The 24,117-nt window shown below is 61.4% G+C and carries 24 protein-coding genes and 2 pseudogenes; 13 read left to right on the forward strand and 13 right to left on the reverse strand.

Going from position 1 to position 24,117, the window contains the following annotated elements:
• On the forward strand, positions 1-860 hold an 860-nt coding region (locus tag BTH42_RS29025), incomplete at its 5' end, for a formylglycine-generating enzyme family protein (protein ID WP_143752248.1).
• A 45-nt stretch (positions 861-905) separates the two neighbouring features.
• Here the strand turns inward: BTH42_RS29025 and BTH42_RS29030 are convergent.
• Positions 906-3,119 (reverse strand): serine/threonine protein kinase, encoded by a 2,214-nt coding sequence (locus BTH42_RS29030; RefSeq protein WP_075304628.1) that lies wholly within the window; start codon positions 3,117-3,119, stop codon positions 906-908.
• A 433-nt stretch (positions 3,120-3,552) separates the two neighbouring features.
• On the opposite strand from BTH42_RS29030, the gene BTH42_RS29035 reads away from it, so the two are divergent.
• From BTH42_RS29035 to BTH42_RS29055, 5 genes are all read left to right on the forward strand, one after another.
• Entirely contained in the window at positions 3,553-3,822 is a 270-nt protein-coding gene (locus BTH42_RS29035) for a hypothetical protein (protein WP_075304629.1), read from the forward strand.
• 88 nt (positions 3,823-3,910) lie between these two features.
• Positions 3,911-4,201, forward strand: a complete 291-nt coding sequence (locus BTH42_RS29040; RefSeq protein ID WP_075304630.1) for a hypothetical protein — start codon at positions 3,911-3,913, stop codon at positions 4,199-4,201.
• Between the two features lie 207 nt (positions 4,202-4,408).
• Entirely contained in the window at positions 4,409-4,627 is a 219-nt protein-coding gene (locus tag BTH42_RS29045; protein ID WP_075304631.1) for a hypothetical protein, read from the forward strand.
• Positions 4,628-4,892: 265 nt separating this feature from the next.
• Positions 4,893-5,099, forward strand: a complete 207-nt coding sequence (locus BTH42_RS29050; RefSeq protein WP_075304632.1) for a hypothetical protein — start codon at positions 4,893-4,895, stop codon at positions 5,097-5,099.
• Between the two features lie 238 nt (positions 5,100-5,337).
• Positions 5,338-5,493, forward strand: a complete 156-nt coding sequence (locus BTH42_RS29055; protein WP_075304633.1) for a DUF3309 family protein — start codon at positions 5,338-5,340, stop codon at positions 5,491-5,493.
• Between the two features lie 201 nt (positions 5,494-5,694).
• On the opposite strand, the gene BTH42_RS29060 is transcribed toward BTH42_RS29055, so the two are convergent.
• The 5 genes from BTH42_RS29060 to BTH42_RS29080 form a co-directional block, all read right to left on the reverse strand.
• Entirely contained in the window at positions 5,695-7,203 is a 1,509-nt protein-coding gene (locus BTH42_RS29060) for a four-carbon acid sugar kinase family protein (RefSeq protein ID WP_075304634.1), read from the reverse strand.
• Entirely contained in the window at positions 7,200-8,498 is a 1,299-nt protein-coding gene (locus BTH42_RS29065; protein ID WP_075304635.1) for a ribulose-bisphosphate carboxylase large subunit family protein, read from the reverse strand. The genes BTH42_RS29060 and BTH42_RS29065 overlap by 4 nt, the downstream gene beginning before the upstream one ends.
• The gene (locus tag BTH42_RS29070; RefSeq protein WP_075304636.1) at positions 8,495-9,034 is read right to left on the reverse strand and encodes a VOC family protein; all 540 of its coding nucleotides are present in this window, start codon (positions 9,032-9,034) and stop codon (positions 8,495-8,497) included. Before BTH42_RS29070 ends, BTH42_RS29065 begins: the two co-directional genes overlap by 4 nt.
• A gap of 91 nt (positions 9,035-9,125) precedes the next feature.
• Positions 9,126-11,012: a TRAP transporter large permease subunit gene (locus BTH42_RS29075; RefSeq protein WP_075304637.1), complete on the reverse strand. Its 1,887-nt coding sequence runs from the start codon at positions 11,010-11,012 to the stop codon at positions 9,126-9,128.
• Positions 11,013-11,074: 62 nt separating this feature from the next.
• Positions 11,075-12,100 (reverse strand): TRAP transporter substrate-binding protein, encoded by a 1,026-nt coding sequence (locus BTH42_RS29080; RefSeq protein WP_075304750.1) that lies wholly within the window; start codon positions 12,098-12,100, stop codon positions 11,075-11,077.
• Positions 12,101-12,294: 194 nt separating this feature from the next.
• On the opposite strand from BTH42_RS29080, the gene BTH42_RS29085 reads away from it, so the two are divergent.
• Positions 12,295-13,362 carry a LacI family DNA-binding transcriptional regulator gene (locus BTH42_RS29085; RefSeq protein WP_075304638.1) on the forward strand — a complete coding sequence of 356 codons (1,068 nt, stop codon included), beginning with the start codon at positions 12,295-12,297 and terminating at the stop codon, positions 13,360-13,362.
• A gap of 263 nt (positions 13,363-13,625) precedes the next feature.
• On the opposite strand, the gene BTH42_RS29095 is transcribed toward BTH42_RS29085, so the two are convergent.
• Positions 13,626-14,255, reverse strand: a complete 630-nt coding sequence (locus tag BTH42_RS29095) for a LysE family translocator (RefSeq protein WP_075304639.1) — start codon at positions 14,253-14,255, stop codon at positions 13,626-13,628.
• Positions 14,256-14,604: 349 nt separating this feature from the next.
• Here BTH42_RS29095 and BTH42_RS29100 point away from each other — a divergent pair, with 349 nt between their 5' ends.
• Positions 14,605-15,078: an Lrp/AsnC family transcriptional regulator gene (locus BTH42_RS29100; RefSeq protein ID WP_075304640.1), complete on the forward strand. Its 474-nt coding sequence runs from the start codon at positions 14,605-14,607 to the stop codon at positions 15,076-15,078.
• Positions 15,079-15,168: 90 nt separating this feature from the next.
• Here BTH42_RS29100 and BTH42_RS29105 read toward each other — a convergent pair whose 3' ends face one another.
• Together BTH42_RS29105 and BTH42_RS29110 are read right to left on the reverse strand one after the other, a co-directional pair.
• On the reverse strand, positions 15,169-15,957 hold the full coding sequence (locus tag BTH42_RS29105) for an alpha/beta fold hydrolase (protein ID WP_075304641.1): 789 nt from the start codon (positions 15,955-15,957) through the stop codon (positions 15,169-15,171).
• Between the two features lie 96 nt (positions 15,958-16,053).
• Entirely contained in the window at positions 16,054-16,404 is a 351-nt protein-coding gene (locus BTH42_RS29110; protein ID WP_075304642.1) for a DUF4148 domain-containing protein, read from the reverse strand.
• 413 nt (positions 16,405-16,817) lie between these two features.
• On the opposite strand from BTH42_RS29110, the gene argC reads away from it, so the two are divergent.
• On the forward strand, positions 16,818-17,747 hold the full coding sequence (gene argC / locus BTH42_RS29115) for an N-acetyl-gamma-glutamyl-phosphate reductase (RefSeq protein WP_075304643.1): 930 nt from the start codon (positions 16,818-16,820) through the stop codon (positions 17,745-17,747).
• 89 nt (positions 17,748-17,836) lie between these two features.
• On the opposite strand, the gene BTH42_RS34415 is transcribed toward argC, so the two are convergent.
• Positions 17,837-18,067, reverse strand: coding sequence for a hypothetical protein (locus tag BTH42_RS34415; protein WP_143752249.1), 231 nt, complete (start codon positions 18,065-18,067; stop codon positions 17,837-17,839).
• Positions 18,068-18,139: 72 nt separating this feature from the next.
• Positions 18,140-18,943: pseudogene (locus tag BTH42_RS29120) on the reverse strand (alpha/beta fold hydrolase); the annotation flags it as partial.
• A 910-nt stretch (positions 18,944-19,853) separates the two neighbouring features.
• On the opposite strand from BTH42_RS29120, the gene BTH42_RS29125 reads away from it, so the two are divergent.
• From BTH42_RS29125 to BTH42_RS29135, 3 genes are all read left to right on the forward strand, one after another.
• Complete coding sequence (locus tag BTH42_RS29125) at positions 19,854-20,417, forward strand: PAAR domain-containing protein (RefSeq protein WP_143752250.1); 564 nt, start codon at positions 19,854-19,856, stop codon at positions 20,415-20,417.
• A 160-nt stretch (positions 20,418-20,577) separates the two neighbouring features.
• The gene (locus BTH42_RS29130) at positions 20,578-21,135 is read left to right on the forward strand and encodes a M35 family metallo-endopeptidase (protein WP_256702379.1); all 558 of its coding nucleotides are present in this window, start codon (positions 20,578-20,580) and stop codon (positions 21,133-21,135) included.
• Between the two features lie 9 nt (positions 21,136-21,144).
• Positions 21,145-21,876 (forward strand): hypothetical protein, encoded by a 732-nt coding sequence (locus tag BTH42_RS29135; protein WP_075304646.1) that lies wholly within the window; start codon positions 21,145-21,147, stop codon positions 21,874-21,876.
• A gap of 387 nt (positions 21,877-22,263) precedes the next feature.
• On the opposite strand, the gene BTH42_RS29145 is transcribed toward BTH42_RS29135, so the two are convergent.
• Both BTH42_RS29145 and BTH42_RS35085 read right to left on the reverse strand, forming a co-directional pair.
• Complete coding sequence (locus BTH42_RS29145; protein ID WP_075304648.1) at positions 22,264-22,626, reverse strand: hypothetical protein; 363 nt, start codon at positions 22,624-22,626, stop codon at positions 22,264-22,266.
• 12 nt (positions 22,627-22,638) lie between these two features.
• Complete coding sequence (locus BTH42_RS35085) at positions 22,639-23,067, reverse strand: hypothetical protein (protein ID WP_143752251.1); 429 nt, start codon at positions 23,065-23,067, stop codon at positions 22,639-22,641.
• Between the two features lie 183 nt (positions 23,068-23,250).
• On the opposite strand from BTH42_RS35085, the pseudogene BTH42_RS29150 reads away from it, so the two are divergent.
• Positions 23,251-23,805, forward strand: a pseudogene (locus BTH42_RS29150) (LysR substrate-binding domain-containing protein); the annotation flags it as partial.
• Positions 23,806-24,117: the final 312 nt, after the last annotated feature.

Here is a 24,117-nt window from a genome sequence, read left to right on the forward strand (position 1 = left end):
TCAGCGGCTCGGAAGACGCGCGCGCATCGTTCAGCGCATGCAGCCACGCACCGGTGTACGCGCCGTGCTGCGCGCCGCCCGCCACCGCGGCAACCAGCGCGTCAGCCCCGCTCGCGCAGAAGACCGTCGCGCATCCGCCGGGTCCCGGCGATATCCGCGACTGCCCGACCTGTCCGATCCTGATCGCGGTGCCCGCCGGCTCGTTCGCGATGGGTAGCAATACTGACGATCCTTCCGAAAGGCCCGTGCATCGCGTGAGTATCGGCACTGCATTTGCGATCGGCAAATTTCCGGTGACGGTCGAGCAATGGAATGTCTGCGTCGCCGCCAACGCGTGCCCGAAGCTCACGCCCGAAAGCAATGCCAACAAGGCAGCACCCGCGCGCGATCTGAGCTGGGACGACGCGCAGCAGTACATCAAATGGCTCGCCAAGACCACCGGCAAACCGTACCGTCTGCCCACCGAGGCCGAGTGGGAATACGCGGACCGCGGCGGCACCACGACCGCGTACTGGTGGGGCGACCAGATGCGCAAAGGCACGGCCAATTGCAAGGATTGCGGCGATCCGTGGCACAAGGAAGGACCGGAAAGCGTCGGTACTTTCAGCCCGAATCCGCTCGGCCTCCACGACATGAACGGCGGCGTGTGGGAATGGACCGCCGACTGCTGGCACAACTCCTACCAGGGCGCGCCCGTCGATGGACATGCATGGGACAGCCCCGGCTGCGAAGTGCGCGTGATTCGCGGCGGCTCGTGGCGCGAAGGCGGCGATTACATGCTCAGCGCGACGCGCTTCAAGTACAGCGCGAGCGTGCGGCAATCGCAGGATGGTTTTCGCGTGGCGAGAGATCTGCACTGAGTCGCGCTTCTTCATTGAACCGGTCACCACCCGCTTGCGAGTGGATCAACGCGCGCGCGGCTTCGTCGTAATCGGCGCGAAATCCGCAACGATATGGGCCGCTCCGTACTTGCCGCCGATCTGCGCGAGCCGCGTATCCAGTGCGCGCAGATAGTCGGCGCGCGGCTCGCTTTCCGGGCGCATCGTGTCGAATAACTGCACCGGCGTAATCAGTAGCACCAACATTTCGGCGCCGAAAGGTTTGGCGACCGTCCAGTCGCCGCCACGGCCGATCGTCGCCGAATAGTTCGGCGGCGCCTGATTGTCTTTCATGCGCGGGCTCGGCACCATGTGCACGACGCTGCCGTCGAGCTGGAAATAGTCGACGGTCACATACGAGTCGAAACCCGGTGTACTCAGATCGACCACCAGTGCATCGCCTTCGCTCAGCAGCCCGCTCGACGGCCGCACATGCAGCGACGCAATTCGACCCGCCTGCCAGTTACGCACCCAGTACGGCGCCAGTGCTTTGACGATGTCGCATTTGTCGTCGGCGAGCGGCTGCACGTCGAGCGACACGGTCTCGACACCCGGCACCGCGGCCAGCGTGTCTTTCAGATGCGTCACGCCATAGCGCTGCGAGACGAAACCACGCAACGTCAACGCGTGATCCTGCACCGCCGGCGACAACGCCGAACACGGCACCTGCGCGAGCGCCGGCGCTACCGCGGCGAGCGTTAGCGCGGGCTTCGGCGCGGCCGCTGCCGAAGTCGTGGTGGGTGGTACCGCGGATGCGGCTGCTATCGATGCAGTGGCGGATGTAGTCGACGGCGCGGCGATCGAACTGGCCGGCTCGTTAGCCGCTGTCGCGCCGCCGCCATTCGCAATTGCATTGGCATTGGCATTCGAATTCGCCGCCAGCGCCGACGCGCCGCCCGTCCGATCCACCTGATCGGATCGCGACGTCGCCACGTCCGCCGGCGCGGCTTGCCGCACCGGTCCCGCACGAAATGCGAATACGCCGACCGCGGCCGCGCACACGACCGCGAAACTCGCGAGCCCGACCTTCGCCAGCGTGCCGGACTTTTCCGCCCGCGCCTCATTGTCGAATTCGGCGATGAAGCGCGCGACGCTCGGCATCCGCGTGGTGCGATCGAACGACAATGCGGAGCGCAGCGCACGCCATTGCCTCGCGTCGAGATTGGCCGGCCGCTGCGGCCTGAAATCGGCGTTGCGCGCCTGGGTCGCGGACAACCGGTCGAACGGATGATGACCGGTCAACAGCTCGTACGTGATGCAACCGAGCGCATAGATGTCGTCGCGCGGATCGGGCTCGCGATGCTCGATCATCTCCGGACTCGCATACGCGGGCGTCAACGCGCCGAGGCTGCCCGGATCGAATACGGTCGCGTCGCTTTCCTCTTCCGGCCGCTGGAATACCCGCGCGATACCGAAGTCGATCACCTTCACTTCGGCGGTCGTCGTCAGAAACACATTGGCGGGTTTGAAGTCGCAATGCACGAAGCCGCGTTCGTGCGCATACGCGAGCGCCGCGCACATCCCGCGCACGATCGGCAGCGCGGCGCGCACCGGCATGCCCTGATAACCGGGTGTGCGCAGCAACTGGCTCAGCGGCTTGCCGCTCAGGTACTCCATCGTCAGATAGACGATCGGACCGTCGCGGTCGAAGTCGTACACGGTGATGATGTTGCGATGCGCGAGCACCTGCGCCTTGCGCGCCTCGCGCTGCAATGCGACCAGAGAATTCGGATTGCCGCGGAACTGGACGTTCAGTACCTTGATCGCGACATAAGGTTTGCGATCCGAAGCTTCGAGCTTGCGCAGATCGAGTGCTTTATAGACGGTACCCATTCCGCCGACGCCGAGACACTCTTCGAGCACGAAGCGGTTATTCAGCGTGTCGCCGATGCCTTTGATCGTTTCATGGGGGGCGGCAGCCGACGGCGGCGAAGTACTCGCGGCGCCCGCGCTGCCGGTGCTCGACGAACCGACCGAAGGCACTTCGATCGTGGTCTGCAAACCGGTTTCGTCGCCACCGGCCGCGACATTCGACATCCGCAGCAACTCGATGCGCCTGCGTACTTCCAGATAGAGATCTTCGGGGAGCGGCGTTTGCCGGTGCGCGGCGCCGAGCGTATCCAGCAGTTGCGTGCGGCCGGCCTCGCCGGACGCCAACACGCGGTCGAGCTGCGCAACGAACTCGTCGCGCGACAGCTCGCCGCTCTGGAAGTCGTGAATCACACGCGCAAGGCTAGCCATTTGTGCGAAGCACCGCCGTTGCCGCTGGACCGTGTCGCATGCGACCGAAGCCACGCGGGTCGATAGAAAACCTGTCGTAACCAGTTACATGTGCCCTTTCGATACTAGCTCCCGGTCTGCGCTTTCGCAAACCAGGCAAAACAGGCATCGCGCGCGCGAGCAATTGCGGCTGCGCCGGCGCGGTGTCGTGGATCGGCCAACAGCAATTGCTCAGGTGTCGGAGCGCGGCCACCGCTCTGACCGTTCGCGCGCGCATCGTCTGCTCGTGCGGTACTACCGAATCGGCCGCCAAACCCTTGTACGGCAGGCTTTTCCCATTTTCTTCAGGACACTTGAATAAGACTGGCACAGCCTGTGCATTAGTGATACCCGAGCAAACAAGTTGCTCAAAACCACTCGCAACACTGCGAATACTTCTTTCAGGAGACTCACCATGAAAACGCTGATCATCAAAGACCTGTCCGTCACCGAACAACTCGACAGCAAGGCAATGCGCACCGTGCGCGGCGGCTTCGGCCCGAGCCTGTACTACAACTTCAGCCCGTACTCGGCGCCGAACAACAGCAAGACCCTCACCGCGACGCAAGTGATCAACAACGAGCTGAACTTCCAGAACGCCAACGGCAACAACGTTGCTCTGGCCGGCGGCGCCATTACGAATATGAGCCCGTACCTCGTCTCGAGCAACAGCGCCAACCAGTAACGCGTCGCGCGGCGAAGCACCTGCTCGCGCAGGCCGCTTCGCCGCGTTCCGCGTCTGTTCGCCTGCAATGCATTTCAGGAGCAACGCCATGTCATCCCTCATGATTCGCGATCTGTCCGCTGCCCGCGAACTGGACCGCCGGAGCATGTCCGCGATCACCGGCGGTACCGGCAGCAACGTGCCGATGCCGTCGGGCGGACTCGGCAGTCTCGCCGGCCTCGCCAACATCAACGTCACGGTGAACCAGAATCTGGTCCAGCAGCAATACGTGAACGTCGCGGCACTCAACAACATCGGCTCGATCGGCCCCAATGTCGTGCTGCCGTTCAAGCTCGACGTTTCCCCTTACCTGCAGGGCTCCAATTACGCCGCGGTGTAAGCGTCTGCAGCAGCATGGGAACGGGGGTTACCCCACTGCCGCTGCAGCGTCGCCGCCACACCGGCCGGGCCCGCATTTCCTATACTTAGAGTGCGTCGAGACCTCAGCACACCGAACCAGATACCAAACTACATACCGAACAACGTGCCAGCGCGGCGGCCGATTCCATAGCAGGATCGGCCGCCTGAGCGTTTTTGTGGAGCCGTCATGGCCAAGCTCATCATCAAGGATCTGACCGACAGCGTCGAACTCGATCGCGAGGCAATGGCCGCGATCGTCGGCGGCGCACGCGTCGGCGCGCGTTCGAGCATCGGCGCGCCGCTGGTGCCGCCCGCGACGCGGGTCGTCGAATATCCGCCCGGCTTTGCGGCCGCGCATCAGCGGATTGCCGATGTGAGTCTGGCGCGCAAGCGGCAGCGGCGCTGATCGTTGCGCTAATCGTTGCGCTGACCGCCGCGCCAATCCAACCATTGGCCACCGATTGGTGGGACGCGTGCCGACACTTCGGCTTGATATCTCCCGCGCTGCGCGCGCGTCCTTGCCTTCGCCCTTCTCCCACTCCCTTGACTGGCTTTGCGCGCCAGCGTGCGCGGGAAAATCCTCGCTGCATCCGGATACATTGGCATAGGCCTTGCAGAAATCGGAGCGGGCGCCAGCTTGTGCGCGCCCACTCATCTCAAGGAGTATTGCCATGAAAGCCGCTGTCATCATCAAGGACCTGCCGCATCGCGCCGGCGACGCACCCCACGAAAAAACGCTCACCGTCGAACAGATGAAATTGCTGCACGGCGGCCGCTCTGTCGTCGTCACAGTCGACGGCGGCAGCACGGCCCACGTCGACGATTTCGAAATCAATACCGCGATCTTCGAAGGCCGCATTCACGGGACCTATCTATAGGACGCGCGACGTGTCCGCAATTGGAAACGCGGCACCCGGCCCGGGGGCAGTTCATTCCGGACGAAGCGGGTGCCGCTCGCATTTGCATTTGCGCGGCAGGCGCGCTTGAGCGGCCGCGTCGCTTCAATGCCTTCTGTCCATTTCCGCCTGGGCACATGGTTTGCTTTTCAGGAATAACCCTGCGGCCCGACGCGGCCAGGCTGTGAAAGCAGGCCATCAACCAGACGGAGATCACACCATGCTAGGAACCATTCTTCTGATTGTGCTGATTCTGCTGCTCATCGGTGCTTTTCCGACGTGGCCTCACAGCCGCGCATGGGGCTACGGCCCGACAGGCGGACTCGGCGTTGTCCTGATCGTGGTGATCGTGCTGCTGATAGCCGGCGTGATATAGACGATGCCCGTTGAACGGGCTCGATTGAATGCCTGATTGAATGCCGAATGGCCGCTGCTGGTCCCGAGCGTTGCGATGCGCGGGCCGGCGGCGGCTTTGTTGTTTCCGCGTTCATTTCCGCTCGATCACGCGGGAGCAGCCGATGGAAAAATTACTCGCCACTCAGGTCGCGTTGATTACCGGCGCGAGTTCGCCAATTGGCTACGGCGCTGCCAAAGCCAGTTCAACCCGCTCGCCTTCGATCAATTGCTCGAACAGATTCGCGTCGCCCATCTGGCCGCCTTTGAGCATCATTTCGATACCGTCGAGTTCCGCGCGATCGGAATGCAGGCGGCACATCGTAACGCCTGTCGCAAGCGGCGCGAGATAGGACAGCCCCCATGCATCGAGCGCGCGCACCGCGAAGCTCGACGTGTCGCCACCGGCAATGCCGATGCGTCGCAGTCGTACGGTTCCCAGTACCTGTTGAAGAAGCAGGCCGCAGGCTTGCGCAAGCCGCGCTTGGGGAGCGGGTTCCTGAGACTCATGAGCCTCTTGAGACTTTTGAGCTGGATTGGCAGCACTTTCCTGACTCGACGGCCGATTACCGGGCGCTATGTCCGCCGCTGTATTCGGCGCTTCATTCGTGCGTCGCCGCGCGGTAAATGCCAGTACGTTTCGTCCCGTGCGTAGTGCGGCGGCGATTGCCGCAACGCGTTCGACGAGATAAACCTCTGACCGTTCGCCGGTCATCTGCTGGGGGTCCAGTTCTATCCGCAGATAGGAATACGCGGCTTCAATCTGCATTTCGGTAAGAGGCGAGAGACTGCCGGCCAATACAAATACCGGGCCGCTTGCCCGTGTTAATCGCGGCAAAGCTTCATTCTCCCGGGCCGATTCCGGGCGAGTGGTCGCCAACGCAAACGCATAGGCCTGGGCGACGCTGCTCGCGCCGACTGCAAGCAGCGGTGCGGTGCGCGATGCCTGAGCCACCACGACTTTGCCGATCGCCTGCAAATGCGTATCGTCGAGTACATCGAATAGCAATGCATCGGGGTTCGTAGCGAGCTTGCGTCGTACTTCCGCCTGTACCGCCGCGTCGCCCAACGCATAACAACGCGTGTCGATCAACCCGACCCGTTCAACGCCCTGCCGCTGCAAATGCACGCGCAAATCCGCTTCGTTCATCGGCGTCACCGGATGACGGCTCATCGTCGGATGGCGGTCGATACGGTGAATACGTTGCTCGCCGTCATCCGCGCCGGCCGCCGCGAACAACTGACCGAACACGCAATAGCGCCGCAAATTCGGTTGTCCGCCGACTATCGCGACCAGTTCATTCCCGCAGTATTCGCGCAGCGTGCGGATCGCCACACCGATGCTGCCGGTATCCGGCGCGCTGTCGAACGTCGAGCAAACCTTGTAGTGCATCACGCGCACGCCTAGCGCGGCAAACGCGGCGCCGACGCGCGCGAGTTCCTGCTGTTGCGCGGCGGGCGACATCGTGCGCGCGGCGCCCGCCACGCCGAGTGCATCGAGCGGCCCAAGGTTCTCTAGCCGAGCGGCGTCGGGCGGCGCAAGGAACAGCATCGTGCGCAATCCGGCGCGCGCCAGATGTGCGAGCGTGTCGGTTGCGCCGGTGAAATCGTCGCCATAGAACGCATACGCGGGTCCGCTCGCGCGGGTTGCGCCGGATTCTTTCACGTCGCTAACAGCAGGAAACGCACTCATGTGCGAGCACCGAAAAATTCCAACGCGCGCCGCAGCTCCGGCCTGCTCTGCGCGTAGCTCGCGAGCGGCGTGCCGGCCTGCGCCGCTTCCCACGCGTCGCGCACGCTCGTCACGCCCGCGGCCGGTCCGTCCGGATGCGCGAGGATGCCGCCGCCGCACATGAACAGCAGATCGTTCGATTGCGCCGCATCGAACGTAACCGGCGCGGTGCCGGCCCATTGTCCCGACGAAAACGCCGGGAGCACCCGGTCGTCGCCAGCGGCGCTCAAAGGCGTCGCGCAATCGCGCGCCGACTCGATCACCTCGGCGTCGCTCTGCGCGAACTTGCCGGCCAGTCCATGCACGTGCATATGATCGACGCCGGCCAGTCGCCACAACGTCTGATACGCCTGAAACGACATGCCGAGCGCAGGATCGCGCGACATCATTCCGTAGCCGTTGCGATGCGCGTGCAGCACCAGCGGCGTCGAACGGCGCAGCGACTGGATCGCGGAAAAGCCGCACCAGTTCAGGCTCGCCATCACGCAGTTGCCGCCTTCGCGTTCGACCAGCTCCGCGTGAGCGCGCATCGCGTCGAGGTCGTCGGTGATATTGAACGCGACCATCACCGGCCGGCCGCTGCGCTCGCGATACGCGCGCACTTCGGCCATCACCGCGCGCACGCGCTCGGCAAGCGGCGCATGCTCAGGGTTCGCGGATACTTCGTCATCCTTGATGAAGTCGATGCCCGCCTCGCACAACTCGCGCACCAGCGCCGCGGTTTCGCTCGCGCTCAGGCCGACGTTCGGCTTGATGATCGTGCCGATCAGCGGCCGGCCGCTGACCTGTGTAAGCGCGCGCGTACCGGCCACGCCGTGACGCGGCAACTCGAAGCGCGCGCGATACGCGGCGGGCAGTCGCAGCGACAGCAGACGCATGCCGGTCACTTCGCCGAGATCGTACAGATTGCCGGCGACGGTCGCCGCGAGTGTCGGCAGATTCGCACCGATATTCGCGAGCGGAAAAGACAGCGTCACGCGCGCGCGCCGCCACGGTCCCGGCGTGCGCTGGCGGGTCAGCCATGCGCTCGGCAACGCGGGTTGCGCGGCAGCTTCCAGTTCGTCGATCCGCAGCACCGTCGCACGACTACGCGCGCGCAGCGCATCGGATTCATTAGCAACCCGTACGAAGGTGCCGCTCGACTGCTCGCCGGCCATCACGTCGGCGACCCGCGCCGGATCGAGCGGCGTTTCGATCAGATAGTCCGCTTCGAGCGTGTCGCTGTCAGCCGGCGGCCGCACGTGTACAGAACTCATAACGTGCCCAGATCGGGGAACGGACGGACCGGCTCGCGACCGTTCCAGTCGCGCGACGCCGCATAGATCATGTCGAACAGCTTGCCCTTCGGACCGGCAATCTCCGACAGTTCGATCACGGTGCCCGGATGATCCTCGGTATCGAAGTAGACGAAGCGGCCATTGCGCCCCACCTCGCCGCTCATCGCAACCTTGAAGCCCTGCTGCTGCAAACGCGCGAGATCGGCGTCGAACGAGGTCGTCCAGTACGCGTTGTGCTGCAAACCGGTATTCCCGGCGGCGAGAAAATCGCGGTACATCGAAGGCGCGTCGTTGCGCGTCTGGATCAGTTCGACCTGCAACGGTCCCGAATTGGCGAGCGCCACCGAGTTGTGCACCTCGTAGCGCTCGCCGCGATACGTATAGTTTTCGATCGGCACCCGTTCGTTGTAAAACCACGGACCGACGCCGAGCACGCGGCTCCAGTAGTCCATCGCGGCTTCGATATCGCGCACCACGTAGCCGGCCTGCCGGATTTCGCCAAAGAAACGACTCATGAAACTCTCCCGTTGCTGCGGGTTTTAAAGGACGAGCGACACCCCGGCGCCGCGCGAACGCAGCGCCCGAATGCAGCGGATTAATGAATGTTTAGAGAAAGCCGATCGAGATCCACGGGATGGCCGCGACCAGCAGCAGGCCGACCAGCAGCGCGCCCATATAGCCGATGATCGGGCGAATCCCCGCGTCGGGATTGACCTTGCTGATCGCGCAGGCCGAGTAGTAGCCGACGCCGAACGGCGGCGAGAACAGCCCGACGCCCATCGACAGAATCACGACGATCGCGTAATGCACTTCGTGAACCCCGGCGAGACGCGCAATCGGAAATAGCAGCGGACCGAACAGCACGATCGCGGGAATACCTTCGAGTACGCTGCCGAGCATCACGAATACGACGATCGACACCGCGAGAAAGCCATACGCGCCGCCGGGCATCGACTGCATCAATTGCGCGAGATCCTGCGAAAAACCCGACTGCGTGAGCGCCCACGCCATCGCGGTCGCACAGCCGATGATGAACAGGATCGCGCCCGACAGCGTCGCCGCGTCGACCAGCATCCGGCCGAGCCGCCGCCATTCGAAGCGCCGGTAGATCAGCAGCCCAGCGAGCATCGAATAGGCGATACCGATCGTCGACACTTCGGTCGCGGTGGCGACGCCCTCGACCACCGCCATCCGGATCACGAACGGCAATGCGAGCGCGGGCAACGACACGACGAACAGGCGGCCGATCTGCCGGCGCGTGAAACGCTGCGCGCCGCTCAGATCTTCACGGCGATAACGCCACCAGACCACCACGCACAGAATCGCCGCGAGTACCGCGGCCGGCAACATGCCCGCGGTGAATAGCGCGGAGATCGACAGCCCCGTTACCGAGCCGATCGTAATCAGCACGATGCTCGGCGGAATCGTTTCGCTTTGCGCGCCGGTGGTCGCGAGCAATGCGACGAGATCGCCTTCGGATGCGCCGCGCTTTTTCATCTCGGGAAACAGTACCGGCGCAATGGCCGCCATGTCCGCGACTTTCGAACCGGAAATGCCGGACACCAGATACATTGCGCCGATCAGCACGAAGGAAAGTCCGCCGCGCACATGGCCGACCAGACTCGCGAGAAATTCGATCATCGCGCGCGCCATCCCGGTCATTTCAATTAGTAGACCGAGAAACACGAATAGCGGCACCGCGAGCAGCACCAGATGCGACATCCCCTCGTCCATCCGGCCGACCATCACTTCGAGCGGCGTATAAGTGGACAGCCCCAGATAGCCGAAGGTCGCGAGTGCGAACGAGAAGCCGATCGGTACGCCGGAGAAGATGCCGACCGCGACCACGCCGACGAAGAAGATCAGCAGATTGATCTTGCCGAGCGTCTGAAACCACGGACCTGCCGTGATCGCCACCGCGCCGAGTACCGCCGCGATCGCCAGCACGATCAGCACGTCGCGCAGGCGGCTCACCTGCGCAAGACGGATCAGCCCGACCGCCAGCATCAGCACCGCGCCGACCGGCAGCGCGAGCGCGCGCCATGCATTGCTGATCTGCAACGCGGGCGTGACGATTGCCGCTTCTCCCGACGCGTAGTCGTACGCCGGTGCAATCAACAGCGCCAGCAATGCGATCGACGCGACGATCGCGAGCGTATCGACGAACGCGCGCGAGCGCGGCGCGAGCCGACTGACCAGCGCGGTCATCCGCATATGCTCGCCGCGCCGCAACGCGAGTACCGCACCGAGCATCGCGAGCCACAGAAACAGAATGCCGGCCAGTTCATCGGACCAGACGAGCGGCTGATGCAACACGTAGCGCGATACCACGCCCGCCAGCATCACGACGATTTCGACCGCGAGCAGCGCGGCCGCGCACACTTCGACGAGCGCGACCAGCCCGCGGTCGACGCTCCCCAGCCAGCGTCGCGACACACTCGTCGCGTTCAACGGCACGCCGGCGTCCGCCGGATGCAATGCGTGATTCGCCATCCTGCTGTCTCCTTGCGCTCGCCCGCCGCGCGTGGTCCGAGGCTCGCCCGGGCGCGACGCGCTCACGCGAGTTTGCCGACCGACTGCTCGAGCAGATCCCACGCCTCGTTGCCAAAGCGGCCTTTCCATTGCCCATAGAAGCCGGCCTGGCGCAGCGCGGTACGGAACGTTTCCGGTGCCGGACGATTGATCGCGAGCCCCTTCTTTTGCAGATCGGCGACCGCCGCGTCATTCAGTTTGCGCACGTCCTCACGCTGCTTGAGTCCCGCCTGATTGAACGCGTCGCTGACGATCCCCTGCAGATCTTTCGGCAGCCGCTGCCACGCGCGCGGGTTCAATACGAACCAGTAGCCGTCCCACATATGATTGGTCAGCGAGCAGTACTTCTGCACTTCGTAGAGCTTGGCGACCTGCACGATCGGCAGCGGGTTTTCCTGCGCATCGACGATATGCGTTTGCAGCGACGAATACACTTCGCTGAATTGCAGACTGGTCGGCGCGGCGCCGAGTCCTTTGAACATGTCGATACTGAGCGGACTCACCGGCACGCGAATCTTCAGACCGCGCATGTTCTGCGCGTCGACGATCGGCGCGGTACTGGTGGTGGTCTGACGAAAGCCGTTGTCCCACATCTTCTCGAACGATTCGAGTCCGGCCTTCTGCATCGCCGCGCGCACATACGCGCCGAGCTTGCCGTCCATCGCGCGCCACACCTGGTCGTAATCGCTGAACGCAAAACCGACCGCGTTAATCGCGACCGACGGCGCCAGCGTCGACACCACCAGCGCCGACGGCGTGAACATTTCGATGCCGCCGCTACGCACCTGCGCGAGCATGTCGGTGTCGCCGCCCAACTGGTTGTTAGGGAAAATCCGGATCTCGATGCGCCCTTTCGACGCCTCGCGAACCTGATTCGCCGCTTCCTGCGAGCGTACGTTCAGCGGATGCGTGAGCGGCAGGTTATTGCCGTACTTGAACACGAACTCCGGCCCGGACGCGGCGCGCACGATTGCCGGAAAGCCCAGCGCACTGGCCACCGGGACGGCGGCCGCGGCACGCAGCAGACTGCGTCTCGCGAGGTTGGTCATCAGCGTCTCCATGCTTATAATTGATGTGACTTTCGAATCCATCAAAATCCATCATCGTCTGCCGCAACGCTCTGATTTCCGGTCATCAGCGTTACGGTGTCGGCGTGATAGCTGCAAGACTAGGCGCGCGCGGTAACTGCTGTCAAACCGCCAATTTGATGTTTTTTGATGGATTTCTATCGCTAAGGACTGCCATGTCCGAACCGCTTCAGCTTTCCGACGCCGCGCGGCTCGCTTCTTCCGCGCGCATTCCCGACATCGCGCGGGCGGCTGGTGTCTCGACCGCCACCGTCGATCGCGTGCTCAATGGCCGTGATGGCGTGCGTGCGGTCACCGCGCAGCGCGTGTTGCAGGCCGCCGCGCAACTCGGTTATCTGCTGACCCCGGCCGCGCCGGTCGTATCGACCGCGAAGCCCCCGCGGATCGCCTTTCTATTGCCGGCCGGCACCAATCGCTATTTGCGCATGCTCGGCGACTACATCGAATTCGCTCACGAGCAATGGAGTGCGCTCGGCATGAAATGCCGGGTGCACTACGTGGAGAGTTTCAATCCGAACGAATTGGCCGACCGTCTGTTGCATTACGGACAGCGGGCGGACGGTGTCGTTTTCATGGCGCTAGAACATCCGGTGGTGCGCGACGCGGTCAATACACTCGCGGACCAGGGAATACCGGCCATTACGCTGATCTCCGATCTGTCGAACTCGCGCCGCCTCGCGTATGTCGGCATCGACAATCGCGCGGCCGGACGCACCGCGGCGTTGCTATTGGGCCGTTTCATGGGGCCGCGCCCGAGCGGCAAGATCGCGATGCTGGCGGGAAGCCTCAATTACCGTGGACACGAAGAGCGCGAAATCGGCTTTCTGCATCTGATCGAATCGACGTTTCCGCAGGTCCGCGTGATCGGACTGCGTGAAGGACACGACGATAGCGAGCGCAACTACAGACAGACGCGCAAGTTGCTCGAAGAACATCCCGATCTCGCCGGCATCTATAACAGCGGGGGCGGCTCCGACGGCGTCGCGCGCGCCATCGTGGAAGCGCGCTCGGAACAGAAGATCCTGTTCGTCGGACATGGACTGACGCCCGATACGCGCGCATTGCTGATAGACGGCACGATGGACGCATTGATCACGCAAACGCCGCAGGCGATGGTCGGCAATTGCCTGCGCATCTTCGGCAACGTGCGCGACCGGCGCGATGCGCTGAGCGACGTGAAGCCGGTGCAGTTCAGCATCGTATTGCGTGAGAATCTGCCCTGAGCAACGGCGCGATTAGGTGATTTCGTCTGACGGAACGCGCCGTTGCCGAGTTAGCGCTTCGGGTGGCTCAGGCACGCGAACTGCTGAATCTCCCTCGTATTCCAATTCGATACGAAGGAGAACACATCATGCCTTATCTGATCGGCTGGCTGCTTGGCGTTCCGTTGATCGTACTCGTGATTCTGTACCTGATTTTCCACTGAGGGTGTGCGGAGGCTGGAATCACACGTTGTTCCGGCGGCGGTATCCGGCTGGTTTTCAGATCAGCGGACCGCCGCCATTAGCGCGCCCATCCCAACCAGCAGAGTTCCCATCAGGCGGTTCACCGCGCGTAGCCGCGCCGGCCGCTGCAGAACCGTGCGCAGCCGGTGAGAAAAGATCGCCGTCGAGGCAACGCCCAACGCAAACACCACCGCAAAAGTACTGGCCAGCAGCAGATACTGCTGATTGGCGGACCAGTGCGCGTCGTCCATCGACGTGCTGATGAATTGCGGAAAAAACGACGGAAAGAACAGCAACGTTTTCGGATTCAGGCCCGACGTCGCGAAGCCGCGCCAGAACAAGCCGCGATGAGCGGCGTTGCCGATCTGCTCGGGCGACGTCGACAATGAACCGCTGCGCCATTGTTTGAAGCCGAGATACACCAGATAAATCGCGCCGACCCAGCGCAACACGATCAGCGCGCGCTCGTCGATCAGCAACAGCGAATTCAGACATAGCGCGGTGAGCGCCAATTGCAGCAGCACCGCGCAGGTGCCGCCCCACACGCACGGCAACGCCGCGCGCCAACCGGCGCTCAACGCCTGGCTCATCGTCAGGACGTTGACCGGACCGGGGGAATAAACGAGCACCGCGGAAGCGAGAAGAAAGGACACATACAGCTGGATCGGCATCGGCGAAGCAACGGGCAGAAGTGCAAAAAAGCACAGGGTTGAGATAGACACATGAGAGAACATGCGTCCACGCCCGGCGAGCGCGTGTTCCGGCGCGGGTAACGCCGGAATCCGCCCGCGTGCCGCCTTCCTGTGAAGGCGGCGAGACACCGGAGAGCAGCTTGTGGCTGCTAGAGACCGGCAGGCTGAAGACCTGCGGTCCGGACGGTTGTCCCGGGCATGAATGCATGGTGAAAATATACCGGGAGCCCCGCTGGATAGGCTTCTTAAAGGTAGAGGCCGACGCACTTGCAACGGAATTATCTACACCTATAATTCGCTTCTACAAAATAACTTCCCGATCCCGCCGATGACTACCCGAACCCGCCCGCTCGACGCGCTCGACCGCAAGATCATGCGCGCGCTGCAAAAGAACGCCCGCCTCAGCAACGCGGAACTCGCCGATCTGGTCGGCATGTCGACCACCGCGTGCTGGAACCGTACGCGCCAGCTCGAAAACGAAGGCTATATTCGCGGCTACGTCGCGCTGCTCGATCAGCAGAAGCTCGGTTTCGCCGACGTGGTGCTGCTCGAAGTCACGCTGGACCGCCACGACGACGACGCGCTCGCGCGCTTCGGCGCCGAACTCGCGACGCTCAGCGAAGTACTCGAGGCGTATTTGGTCTCGGGCGATTACGACTATCTGGTGAAGGTCGCGGTGGACGGCACCGCGGGCTACGAACGCTTTCTGCGCGAGAAGCTCTACAAGATCGCCGGCATTCGCCATAGCCGCTCGATGTTCGCGCTGCGCTGTATGAAGAGCATTCCGTCGATTGCGATTTGACGGATTGCGCAGACTTCGCGCAATAGAGCGCCCTGTGTTGCGGCGCTCCATCTATTTGCCAATCCGGCTCGCGATTCTTTTACCTGCCGTTCAATGCGCGGCCTGTGAAGCGGCGATGATCGCGTTCGCGACCGCCTGCGGCTGACTGAGCATTGCGACGTGGCTGGTGTCGACCCGCGTCACCTTCGCGTCGATGTTCTTCGCCATGTCCAGTTGCAGAGCCGGATCGATCATCCGGTCGCGGCCCGACACCACGAAGTACGACGGCTTGTCGTGCCATGCGGCTTTGGTCACCTTGTCGTCGATACAACTCGCCGCCCACGGCTCCTGGGTCGCCGCGATCAGGCGTTTTTGCGGGGTCGGCAGATCCTGCGCGAAATCGTCGAGGATCGCTTGCGTCGACAGCGTCAGATAGCCGGCCGAATCTTTCTGTAATTGGCTCGCCCAGACCGGCGCGGGCTTGCCCTTCGTGATGTCGGCAATCGACTGGCCGTTGTCCGGCGCGAATGCCGCGACGTACACGAGGCTCTTCACCTTCTCGTCATTGCCCGCCTCGCTGACCACGACGCCGCCCCATGAATGACCGACCAGAATCACCGGCCCGTGCTGCTGCTCGATCACGCGACGCGTGGCCGCGACGTCATCGGCCAGCGAACTCAGCGGGTTCTGCACGGCGACCACGTGCAAGCCGCGCGCTTCTAGCAGCGGAATCACTTTGTCCCAGCTGGAGCCGTCGGCGAATGCGCCGTGTACCAGCACGACGTTCTTGCCTGTCAGGTCGTCGCTCGGCGCGGCCTGCGCGAGTTCCGTCGCCTGCAACGTGAACAGTCCGCCCAGCAGCAAGGCGGAGCCGAGGATTTTTTTCAGCAGCGTGGTCATGGTGTTTGTCTCGACAGGTTGGCAATAGCGTTTGCGTTTATTCGGGTTCGGCCGTCCGTGCATTCATCACACGGACGGCTTCGTGCGGTGCATCGATCAGGAGTGCGCGTAGATCGAGCCGAGACCGACAACGTTCGAGTCGTCCGCGCGCGGCGCGGCGACGTGCTTCATCGGCACGCGCGCGCCCGCTGCCGAACTGCTTTGCTCGACACCGCCATAAGCGCTGGCTGCCACATCGTTGGCCGCGCTGACTCGCGCCTCGGCCGCCTGGATGTTCTGCGGGTACTGGGTGTTGTCGCTTGCCGGGTTGTAGCCGGCCTTCTGCAACTGGATCAATTCCGCACGCACGTCGGCACGCGAGAGCGCATGCTGCGTTTGCGATTGAGCGAACGATGCGACGGGAGCGGCAACGAGGGCAGCGACGAGCAACGATTGAACGAGTTTCATGAGTCTTCTCCGGGTATCAAAAGCATTCAGGAATCAGGGATTCAGCAGTTCATGCGGGAGACCGTTAAAGCCGATACGCGTTCGGGTCCCGCCTGCTTCAACGCAACGTTGCGAATCAACCTTGCATGACTCCATTTGAACCCGCGAACGTATCTGCAATGTTTTCGTTACCCCCTGTTTATGCAAGCGTGTTTGTCTGTGTAGGGCGTCGATACATTGCGATACAAAGGCGCTTTTCTGATCCGGCTGCGGGTGCGGCAAATGTATGCCCGGCGCAAGACAGCGCTTTTCGTCAAGATTCAGAAAAGCTGAACGTTTTCGTCATCAAATTCAACTTTCCCTATTCTGTCGATCAATGGAACATAGGCGCTCGCTTACCCGTTACAACCTCTAGCCAGCGGAGTAATCCACGAATGAGTTCCCCCGTAGTTTTCATCGACGGCGACCAAGGGACCACCGGCTTGCAGATCCACGAACGGCTGCGCAACCGGACCGACCTTAGACTGGTCACGCTTGCCGCTGCCGATCGCAAGGATCCCCGGAGCCGCGCGGAAGCCATCAACGCCTGTGATATCGCGATTCTCTGTTTGCCGGACGACGCCGCCCGCCAGGCGGTGGCCTCCATCGTCAATCCCGCGGTCAGAGTTATCGACGCAAGCTCCGCTCATCGCACGCACGGTGAGTGGACGTACGGTTTTCCGGAAATGGCGCCGGGACAGGCTGAGCGGATTGCGAACGCACGCCGGGTCACTAATCCCGGTTGCTATCCAACCGGTGCGATTGGTTTGCTGCGTCCGCTGCTGCAAGCCGGACTGATCCCGGGCGACTACCCGATCAGTATTCACGCGGTGTCCGGCTATTCCGGCCAGGGGCGGGCCGGAGTGGAAGCACATGAAGGACAGCGTGCCGTCACCGCACCTTTATTCCAGTTATATGGCCTGGAACTCGCGCACAAACACGCTCCAGAGATTCAACAGCACGCAGGGCTCGCGCAGCGCCCGATCTTCGTTCCTGCAATTGGTGCGTTCCGCCAGGGCATCGTGCTGACCGTCCCCTTGGAGTTGCGGCTGCTGGCGCCGGGCGCGGATGGCGCCGCGTTACACGCTTGCCTGACAGGCCACTATGCGGAAGCGGCCCATGTCCGTGTGCTGCCGCTGTACGAATCGCGCCTCGTGAAACACCTGGACCCACAAGTGCTGAACGGTACGAACGACATGCACCTGAGCGTATTTTTCAATGAGGAACACGGGCATGCGCTACTGGCCGCGGTTTTCGATAATCTCGGTAAAGGCGCGGCCGGCGCCGCGGTTCAGAACCTTGATCTGATGATCGCGCAGAAATAGGAACCCGACGATCTTCTTCATGGCAAGAGCATTTATTCGAATTCGGCGGTCCGTGCATTCAGGCACGGACGGCGGGTGCTTTGCATCGATCAGGAATACGCACAGATCGAACCGGGACCGATGACGTTCGAGTCGTCAGCGCGCCGCGCCGCGACGTGTTTCATCGGTGCGCGCGAGCCGGCCGCCGAATTGCTTTGCTCGACTCCACCATTAGCGCTGGCCTCTATATCGTCGGCCGCGCTGACGCACGCCTCTGCCGCGTGGATGTTCTGCGGGTAATGGGTGCTGTCGCTTGCTGGCTCGCAGCCGGCCTTCTGCAACTGGATCAGTTCCGCCCGCACGTCGGCCCGCTAGAGCACTGCGGCGGGAAGCCGGCTTACATCGACCCTCGGTTAGAGCCGCGCGACGTCAAGAATCGCCTGTGCGAATGCGTTCGGCGCTTCCTGAGGGAGATTGTGACCAATCCCGCCGGTCAGATTGCGGTGCTGGTACTTGCCGGTGAACTTCTTCGCGTAGGCGGCCGGATCAGGATGCGCGGCGCCGTTCGCGTCGCCCTCCATCGTGATCGTCGGCACCGCGATGGTCGGCGCGGCAGCGAGACGCTTTTCGAGTTCGTCGTATTGCGGCTCGCCTTGCACGAGGCCCAGACGCCAGCGGTAGTTGTGAATCACCACGGCGACATGATCCGGGTTATTGAACGATTCGGCGGAACGCTCGAAAGTAGCGTCGTCGAAATTCCATTGCGGCGACGCGGTATGCCAGATCAGTTTGTTGAAGTCGTGACGGTTCGCCTCGTAACCCGCACGGCCGCGCTCGGTAGCGACATAGAACTGATACCACCACGTAAGCTCGGCCTTCGGCGGCAACGGCGCGCGATTCGCTTCCTGACTGCCGATCAGATAGCCGCTCACCGACACCATCGCCTTGCAGCGTTGCGGCCACAATGCCGCGATGATGTTCACCGTGCGTGCGCCCCAGTCGAAACCGCCGAGCACCGCCTTGTCGATCTTCAGTGCATCCATCAGATTGATGATGTCGACCGCGACCACCGCCTGTTGACCGTTGCGCGGCGTGTCAGCCGTCAGGAAACGCGTACCGCCGTAGCCGCGCAGATAAGGCACGATCACCCGATAACCCGCGGCCGCGAGCAACGGCGTCATTTCGGCGAAGCTGTAGATGTCGTACGGCCAGCCGTGTCGAATGCCATGTATATTATTCGATAAGCCCTGAGGTAGCGCTACAGGCCCGCTACATAAGGGTTTCTGGCATCAGTACGGGGCGCGGCGCCTCAGGGTAGCCCTTAATAATATTCGGCTACTACACCCTCTGCCCACTTCGTTGACCGTCCTATAATCCGGCCAAGGGCTCCCTTTCAAAATTCAAAGTCAAGATTTGCGTGGTTTCAAACTTGGAGGTCTCCTTGGAAGCTTCCTTGGAGGAAACTTTGAAGCCAAGTTTTGGAGGCCAAACTGAGAGGGACCAAGTCTCAGGTTTTCAGAGCAGATGTCAGGGGTGAAGGGTCATTTTTCTAACGAGGATGTATGAGAGCCGCCACGTTCAAAACACACACGCTTAACCTATGCGCGATTGAGGATACAGGGGAGCACTCGAAGCAAGGCACCGTCACGAACGATATAGAGAATGTCCTGCAAGCATTGACTGCCACGGGCCAACTCCATAAAGACCATCCCTATCAAGAGTGATCTACAGGGATAGCGAAGGGCGATGGGATGAGGTTGAGATTGATGAGGCCTGCCGCTTTGTCAGGTTTGCTCCTATCAGTGAGAGCCACATAGAAGGTTTTCCAAGTCCCGCACCCTCCAATGTTGATCCCCGGATACTCTTTGCACTCATGCTGCTCGATGAGGTTCGAACTGAGCTAGAGAATCCCCCTTCCTCCTCTGCGCCTATTTCCGGCTCGCCCTTGTCCGCGAGCTTGCCAACGCGAACCCGATAGATATGCGCAGACTGCCTGCGCTACTCACATTAGGAAGCATCGGATCGCCATCTTCGCGGCCTCCCGTGAGCACGTAGTTTTATGTTTGTGACACACGCAAAATATTGTCAGACTATGCGTTACGGGTGGTCCCCTGCTTGCAATCGCCCATGGTTCCGATTAAATGTTTTGCTCATGCGCGTATCGCATTGATCACAATTAATATGGAGCTGCAAATGTTTGACGGGCTTGTTGCAGACGGCGACGGCACCACCACCGGCGGTGTGGTGATGGGCCGTAGTGAGTTCTATAACGAAGACGGTCGATGTTTCGCTCGCAAGGAAAATCTTGCGACTTGCGGAAACTGCAAGGGTGGATGGCCGATCTACGGCACCGCGAGCGATTGGATGGACGACGATGTACCGCTGGTAAAAAACCGCGACCGCGTGCTATGTCCTTGCGGCAAAAATTTTGTTCTCGCCGCCATTTCATCTAATGCCTTCTATTCGACGGGCGAAAATACACGCGTCCCTGCTCCCGTACCGATTGATCCGGTCTATAGCCAGCAATATTTGATTCAGGATAAAAACGGGCAACCTCTCGCAAATACGAGGTACCGGGCGTTCATTGGCTCGACGGAAGTTGCCAAGGGTGTCACCGATTCGCAGGGCCGCACCGAACGCATTAGCGCCGAATCCGCCAAGCGCATCACCCTGCAAGTGGGCGATATCTGAGAGCGCCGGAAATATCCGCAACACGGACAATCAATCGAAAATTAGCACGATGTCAGATTATGAGTATGTAACCGTTCACGACTCAGCAGTTACGAATACAAACCCGAATTCGCTGGTTCCGGTCACTCTGGATACAAGTGAACCTCCGATCTGCCCCAACATGAGCGATGCAGAATTCAGAAAGAAGGTCCTGACATTGCGGGATGAAGCCCTCAAAAGTGTTGAGCTTCGCATCGACGAAGTGGCCTCCTGGAATGCAGCCGCTCAATCAAGGGCTGTCCAATGGCTCGGCAATTCAGACGAAGCCACCCGGTTAAAGCTATCGAACGGCTTGAGAGCACTTCTAGGTGTGATGAAGGGATTGACCGCGCACAACATTGTGCGAGTCGATTCGGAGCAGGATAGAGCCACTGGTTGCGTGCCGGGACGAAAAAATCTCACGGGGCAGGTTGCGCATGTATGCGCACCTGACACAGCGACGCATACCATTGCAATCAATGATGGCTTCTGTGATTTGCCTCCTACATCCTTGTCGCGGCTATCGTCAATGCAATTGACGATAGTGCACGAATGCTGTCATTTCATAGACACGTTCGGCTCACGGGACTACCCGGACGGTTACGGGTACACGTCGTGCAAATGGCTCGCCCGCGATCACCCCGAACGTGCCATAACCAATGCGGACAGTATTGCGTGGTATGTCCTGGCACGGTACTAGAACAATCACATGAAGCCTATTCTCCACTTATTCGGCGCCATCGCAGTTGCGATATCGATGCAAGCGCAGGCCTGTACGGTTCTGCTTCAGAACTTGATACAGCTGCCGCCCAACACCGCTGATGTTAGCAACGGTGACCGCCTTTCTCTGACTCGCCACTACCTGACTGCACGCGAATGGACAACAGAAGGCGCGAGCGCGCAGGTCGAAGCGGCAGCTTTCAATAATGAGCTGAACCCTGAACAGCTTGCCGCACAACGTGGAAAGAATATCGAAGCGTTCCTGATGCAACTAGGTTTGAGCAGGGAAAAAATCCACGTTCATGAGCGGGTCATCGAATTAAACAACGGGATGATCGATCCTGGCGACAAGTGGCAAATTGGTGTCGAGTTCAGACCAAACTGTCCGCCGTCAGGATGCGACGACCTTTGCAGCACTCCAAACCCGCAGGGTGTCGCCGCTCCCTCCGAAAATGGCTTTACGTGTGGTGGTGACCGGGAGCCCGCGAATACCCGGATTCTCAAGTCCAGTGTTTGGACCGAACGAACGCAGGAAAAGTCTTTGATCCTGAGCAGTATAGACAGCGCAGGCAATCAGGAGCCTCTGGCAAATACGTGCTACCGGGTAACCACAAGTGCGCGCGAATACATAGGGACGACCGACGATAAGGGCCGCACGGCGCGCATCCAATTACTCGGTCCCGAACGGACCAGGATTGAAACGAAAGGTGCCCCACGATGACCGCTCGACGGCTTCTCAGACTCGCGCTGTTACCGGCTCTGTTCGGCCTGTCATCTATCTATGTGCGCCCGCTTCACCATCAGTGCTCACAGGCGGAATCGCGGGCATGGCTGTTCACATCGCAGGCGCTCGGGATTCGCGACCCTGAGGATTTGTACACCATTGTTTGGCTTGGCATTCAACTGCTTGTTGCGGTGGGCTTTTACTTCGTAATCACCGCGCTATGGCAGCACGTCCAGCGTTGCAGGGCACGGCCTTGCGACTGGCGTTCCTAGCGCCTACTATTGGTTGTGTTCGTGCTCTCCATCGTATGGCGCGAACGGCCCTACCCATCGCAGGCCCACTATCTTGTGGGCCTCTTGTTTGCATCACGCGCCCGGAAAGAGACTATGCGGCGTCGATCTCAAGCGTTTCGAATTCGATTAATAGCTCTGCGCCGAGCGTGGCCGAAAAAACTGCTATAGGCTTCGGCGCACCGCTTGCTTTTCCGAAGTATGACTTTTCAAGAGCGTCAAGCGCACGCCCATAGTCGTGAGTGCTATGGTCGGTAAGTATCCTTACCTCACTAATGATGTTTTGAATGAGGAAATCATTCACGAGGCAGCGCGACGCGCCTTTGAAGAGTAACCGGGCACGCTTTTCCCTATCGTCAAACATCAGTGCCAATTCCACGGTCCCTCCAGTCAAATCCGCCGAGATGCCGGTCAAATACCAGTCGTGGAAAAATTCATACTTCTCGATTGTGTTCATTTGGTTAGTCCGTCAAGGTGCCCACGGTGAAAAGGGGACCACGTCGCTCCCCCCATCCCGTACGCCGTTGTTCCAGTTGTGAGCATGCGGTCGCAAGCCGTTGTGCAGGTGGTCAAAGTCCAAATCAATCACGGGTGCGCCGGTATCGCCGTACAACCGCATTTGACCGCTTCCGGGGTTGGTGTGCCACGTTCCCGGCTCACCCAAGTTCGGTGTCCTGGCAAGGCCAGCGGTGTCAAACGTATCGCCTATGGCGGTATTTTCGCTGTACTCGAACGGCTGCGCATCGCCAAGCAGCGTCGAGTTCGTGCTTTCTCCTGCGCCAGCACTGCCACTAGTGGCGAACCCGACACTGCCGAGTGCCGCCCCCGCTACTGCTCCGACCGCGCCAAGCCAGTCAAACCCACCGCCTGACCCTGCAACCGGCACGCGGTCAATCATGCGTCCGCTCGCGTCGAGCGGAATGAAATTACCGCCGCGCACGGCGTAGACGGTTGGCCCCGCTTCCGGTGCCCGCTTTGGCCAGCTTTGCGGCGCGTAAGGGCGCGCTACGCGTCGGCTCCCCCGCCAGGCTCGATTGATAGCCGGAACAAGCCTTCCATCGCTCACTGCTTCGCGAAGGATATCGGGCTCGCGTACAATCCGCCGCCGCACGCGCGGCTAGAGTATCGCGCGAGCTCACCGCAGCCGGTCGTGCTGTTACTGCGCAGCGACCATCCGCTCGCGAAAAAGAAGCGACCCGCCACGCTCGACGATCTGCGTGCCTATCCGCTTGCGCTAATGCCTCCCACCTTCGGGATCGGTCACGTCGTCAAGATGACGGAACTGGCGGAAAACATCGCGATTCGCGCGACGTTGACGACCAACTCGCTCGGCGCGCTGAAGCGCTTCGTGACGGTCGAGAACTTCATGACGCTAATCGGCGAATTCGCCGCGTACCGGGAAATCGCCAGCGGTGAATTGACGACAGTGCCGATCGCGCATCCGCTTTTTGCCGGCGCGCAGGCACGCGTGCTGGTGAAGACCGACCGGCCGCTCGCGCCGGGTCCGCTGGAATTGCTGCGGTGGATTCAGGAGAGGATGCCGATGTTTGCGGCGGCTGGTGCGAAGGGGAGCGGCGCGGCTCGTGGCGGTGGGGCTGCCGTACGTAAGCGCCAGCGTCAGCGTAAAAGCGGTTGATTCGGTGCAAATCTTTTGTTCTCGCTACCGTCGGACACACGCAGACCGATAAAGCGAGCGCGACTGTCTTCATGCTAGCCGTCACAGCACTTATTGGCACAATCCGGTAAGAACGCTATTTCGACACGCTTTGTGTTTTCATAACCAGGTGGATAGATGCTTGTTTCCGTCAAAACTTCTCCTCGAAGAAAGCCGAACTGCCTTAATCCCCGCGGCTAGACGCTTCTTTGCCAGCACTTTTCGAGAATCCATGAACATTCGTTTTTGAAAATTCATTCATTGCCTGCATTCCAGTCAGTGAAAATTCTGATC

The sequence above is a fragment of the Burkholderia sp. SRS-W-2-2016 genome (assembly GCF_001931485.1).
Classification (GTDB): Bacteria; Pseudomonadota; Gammaproteobacteria; order Burkholderiales; family Burkholderiaceae; genus Paraburkholderia.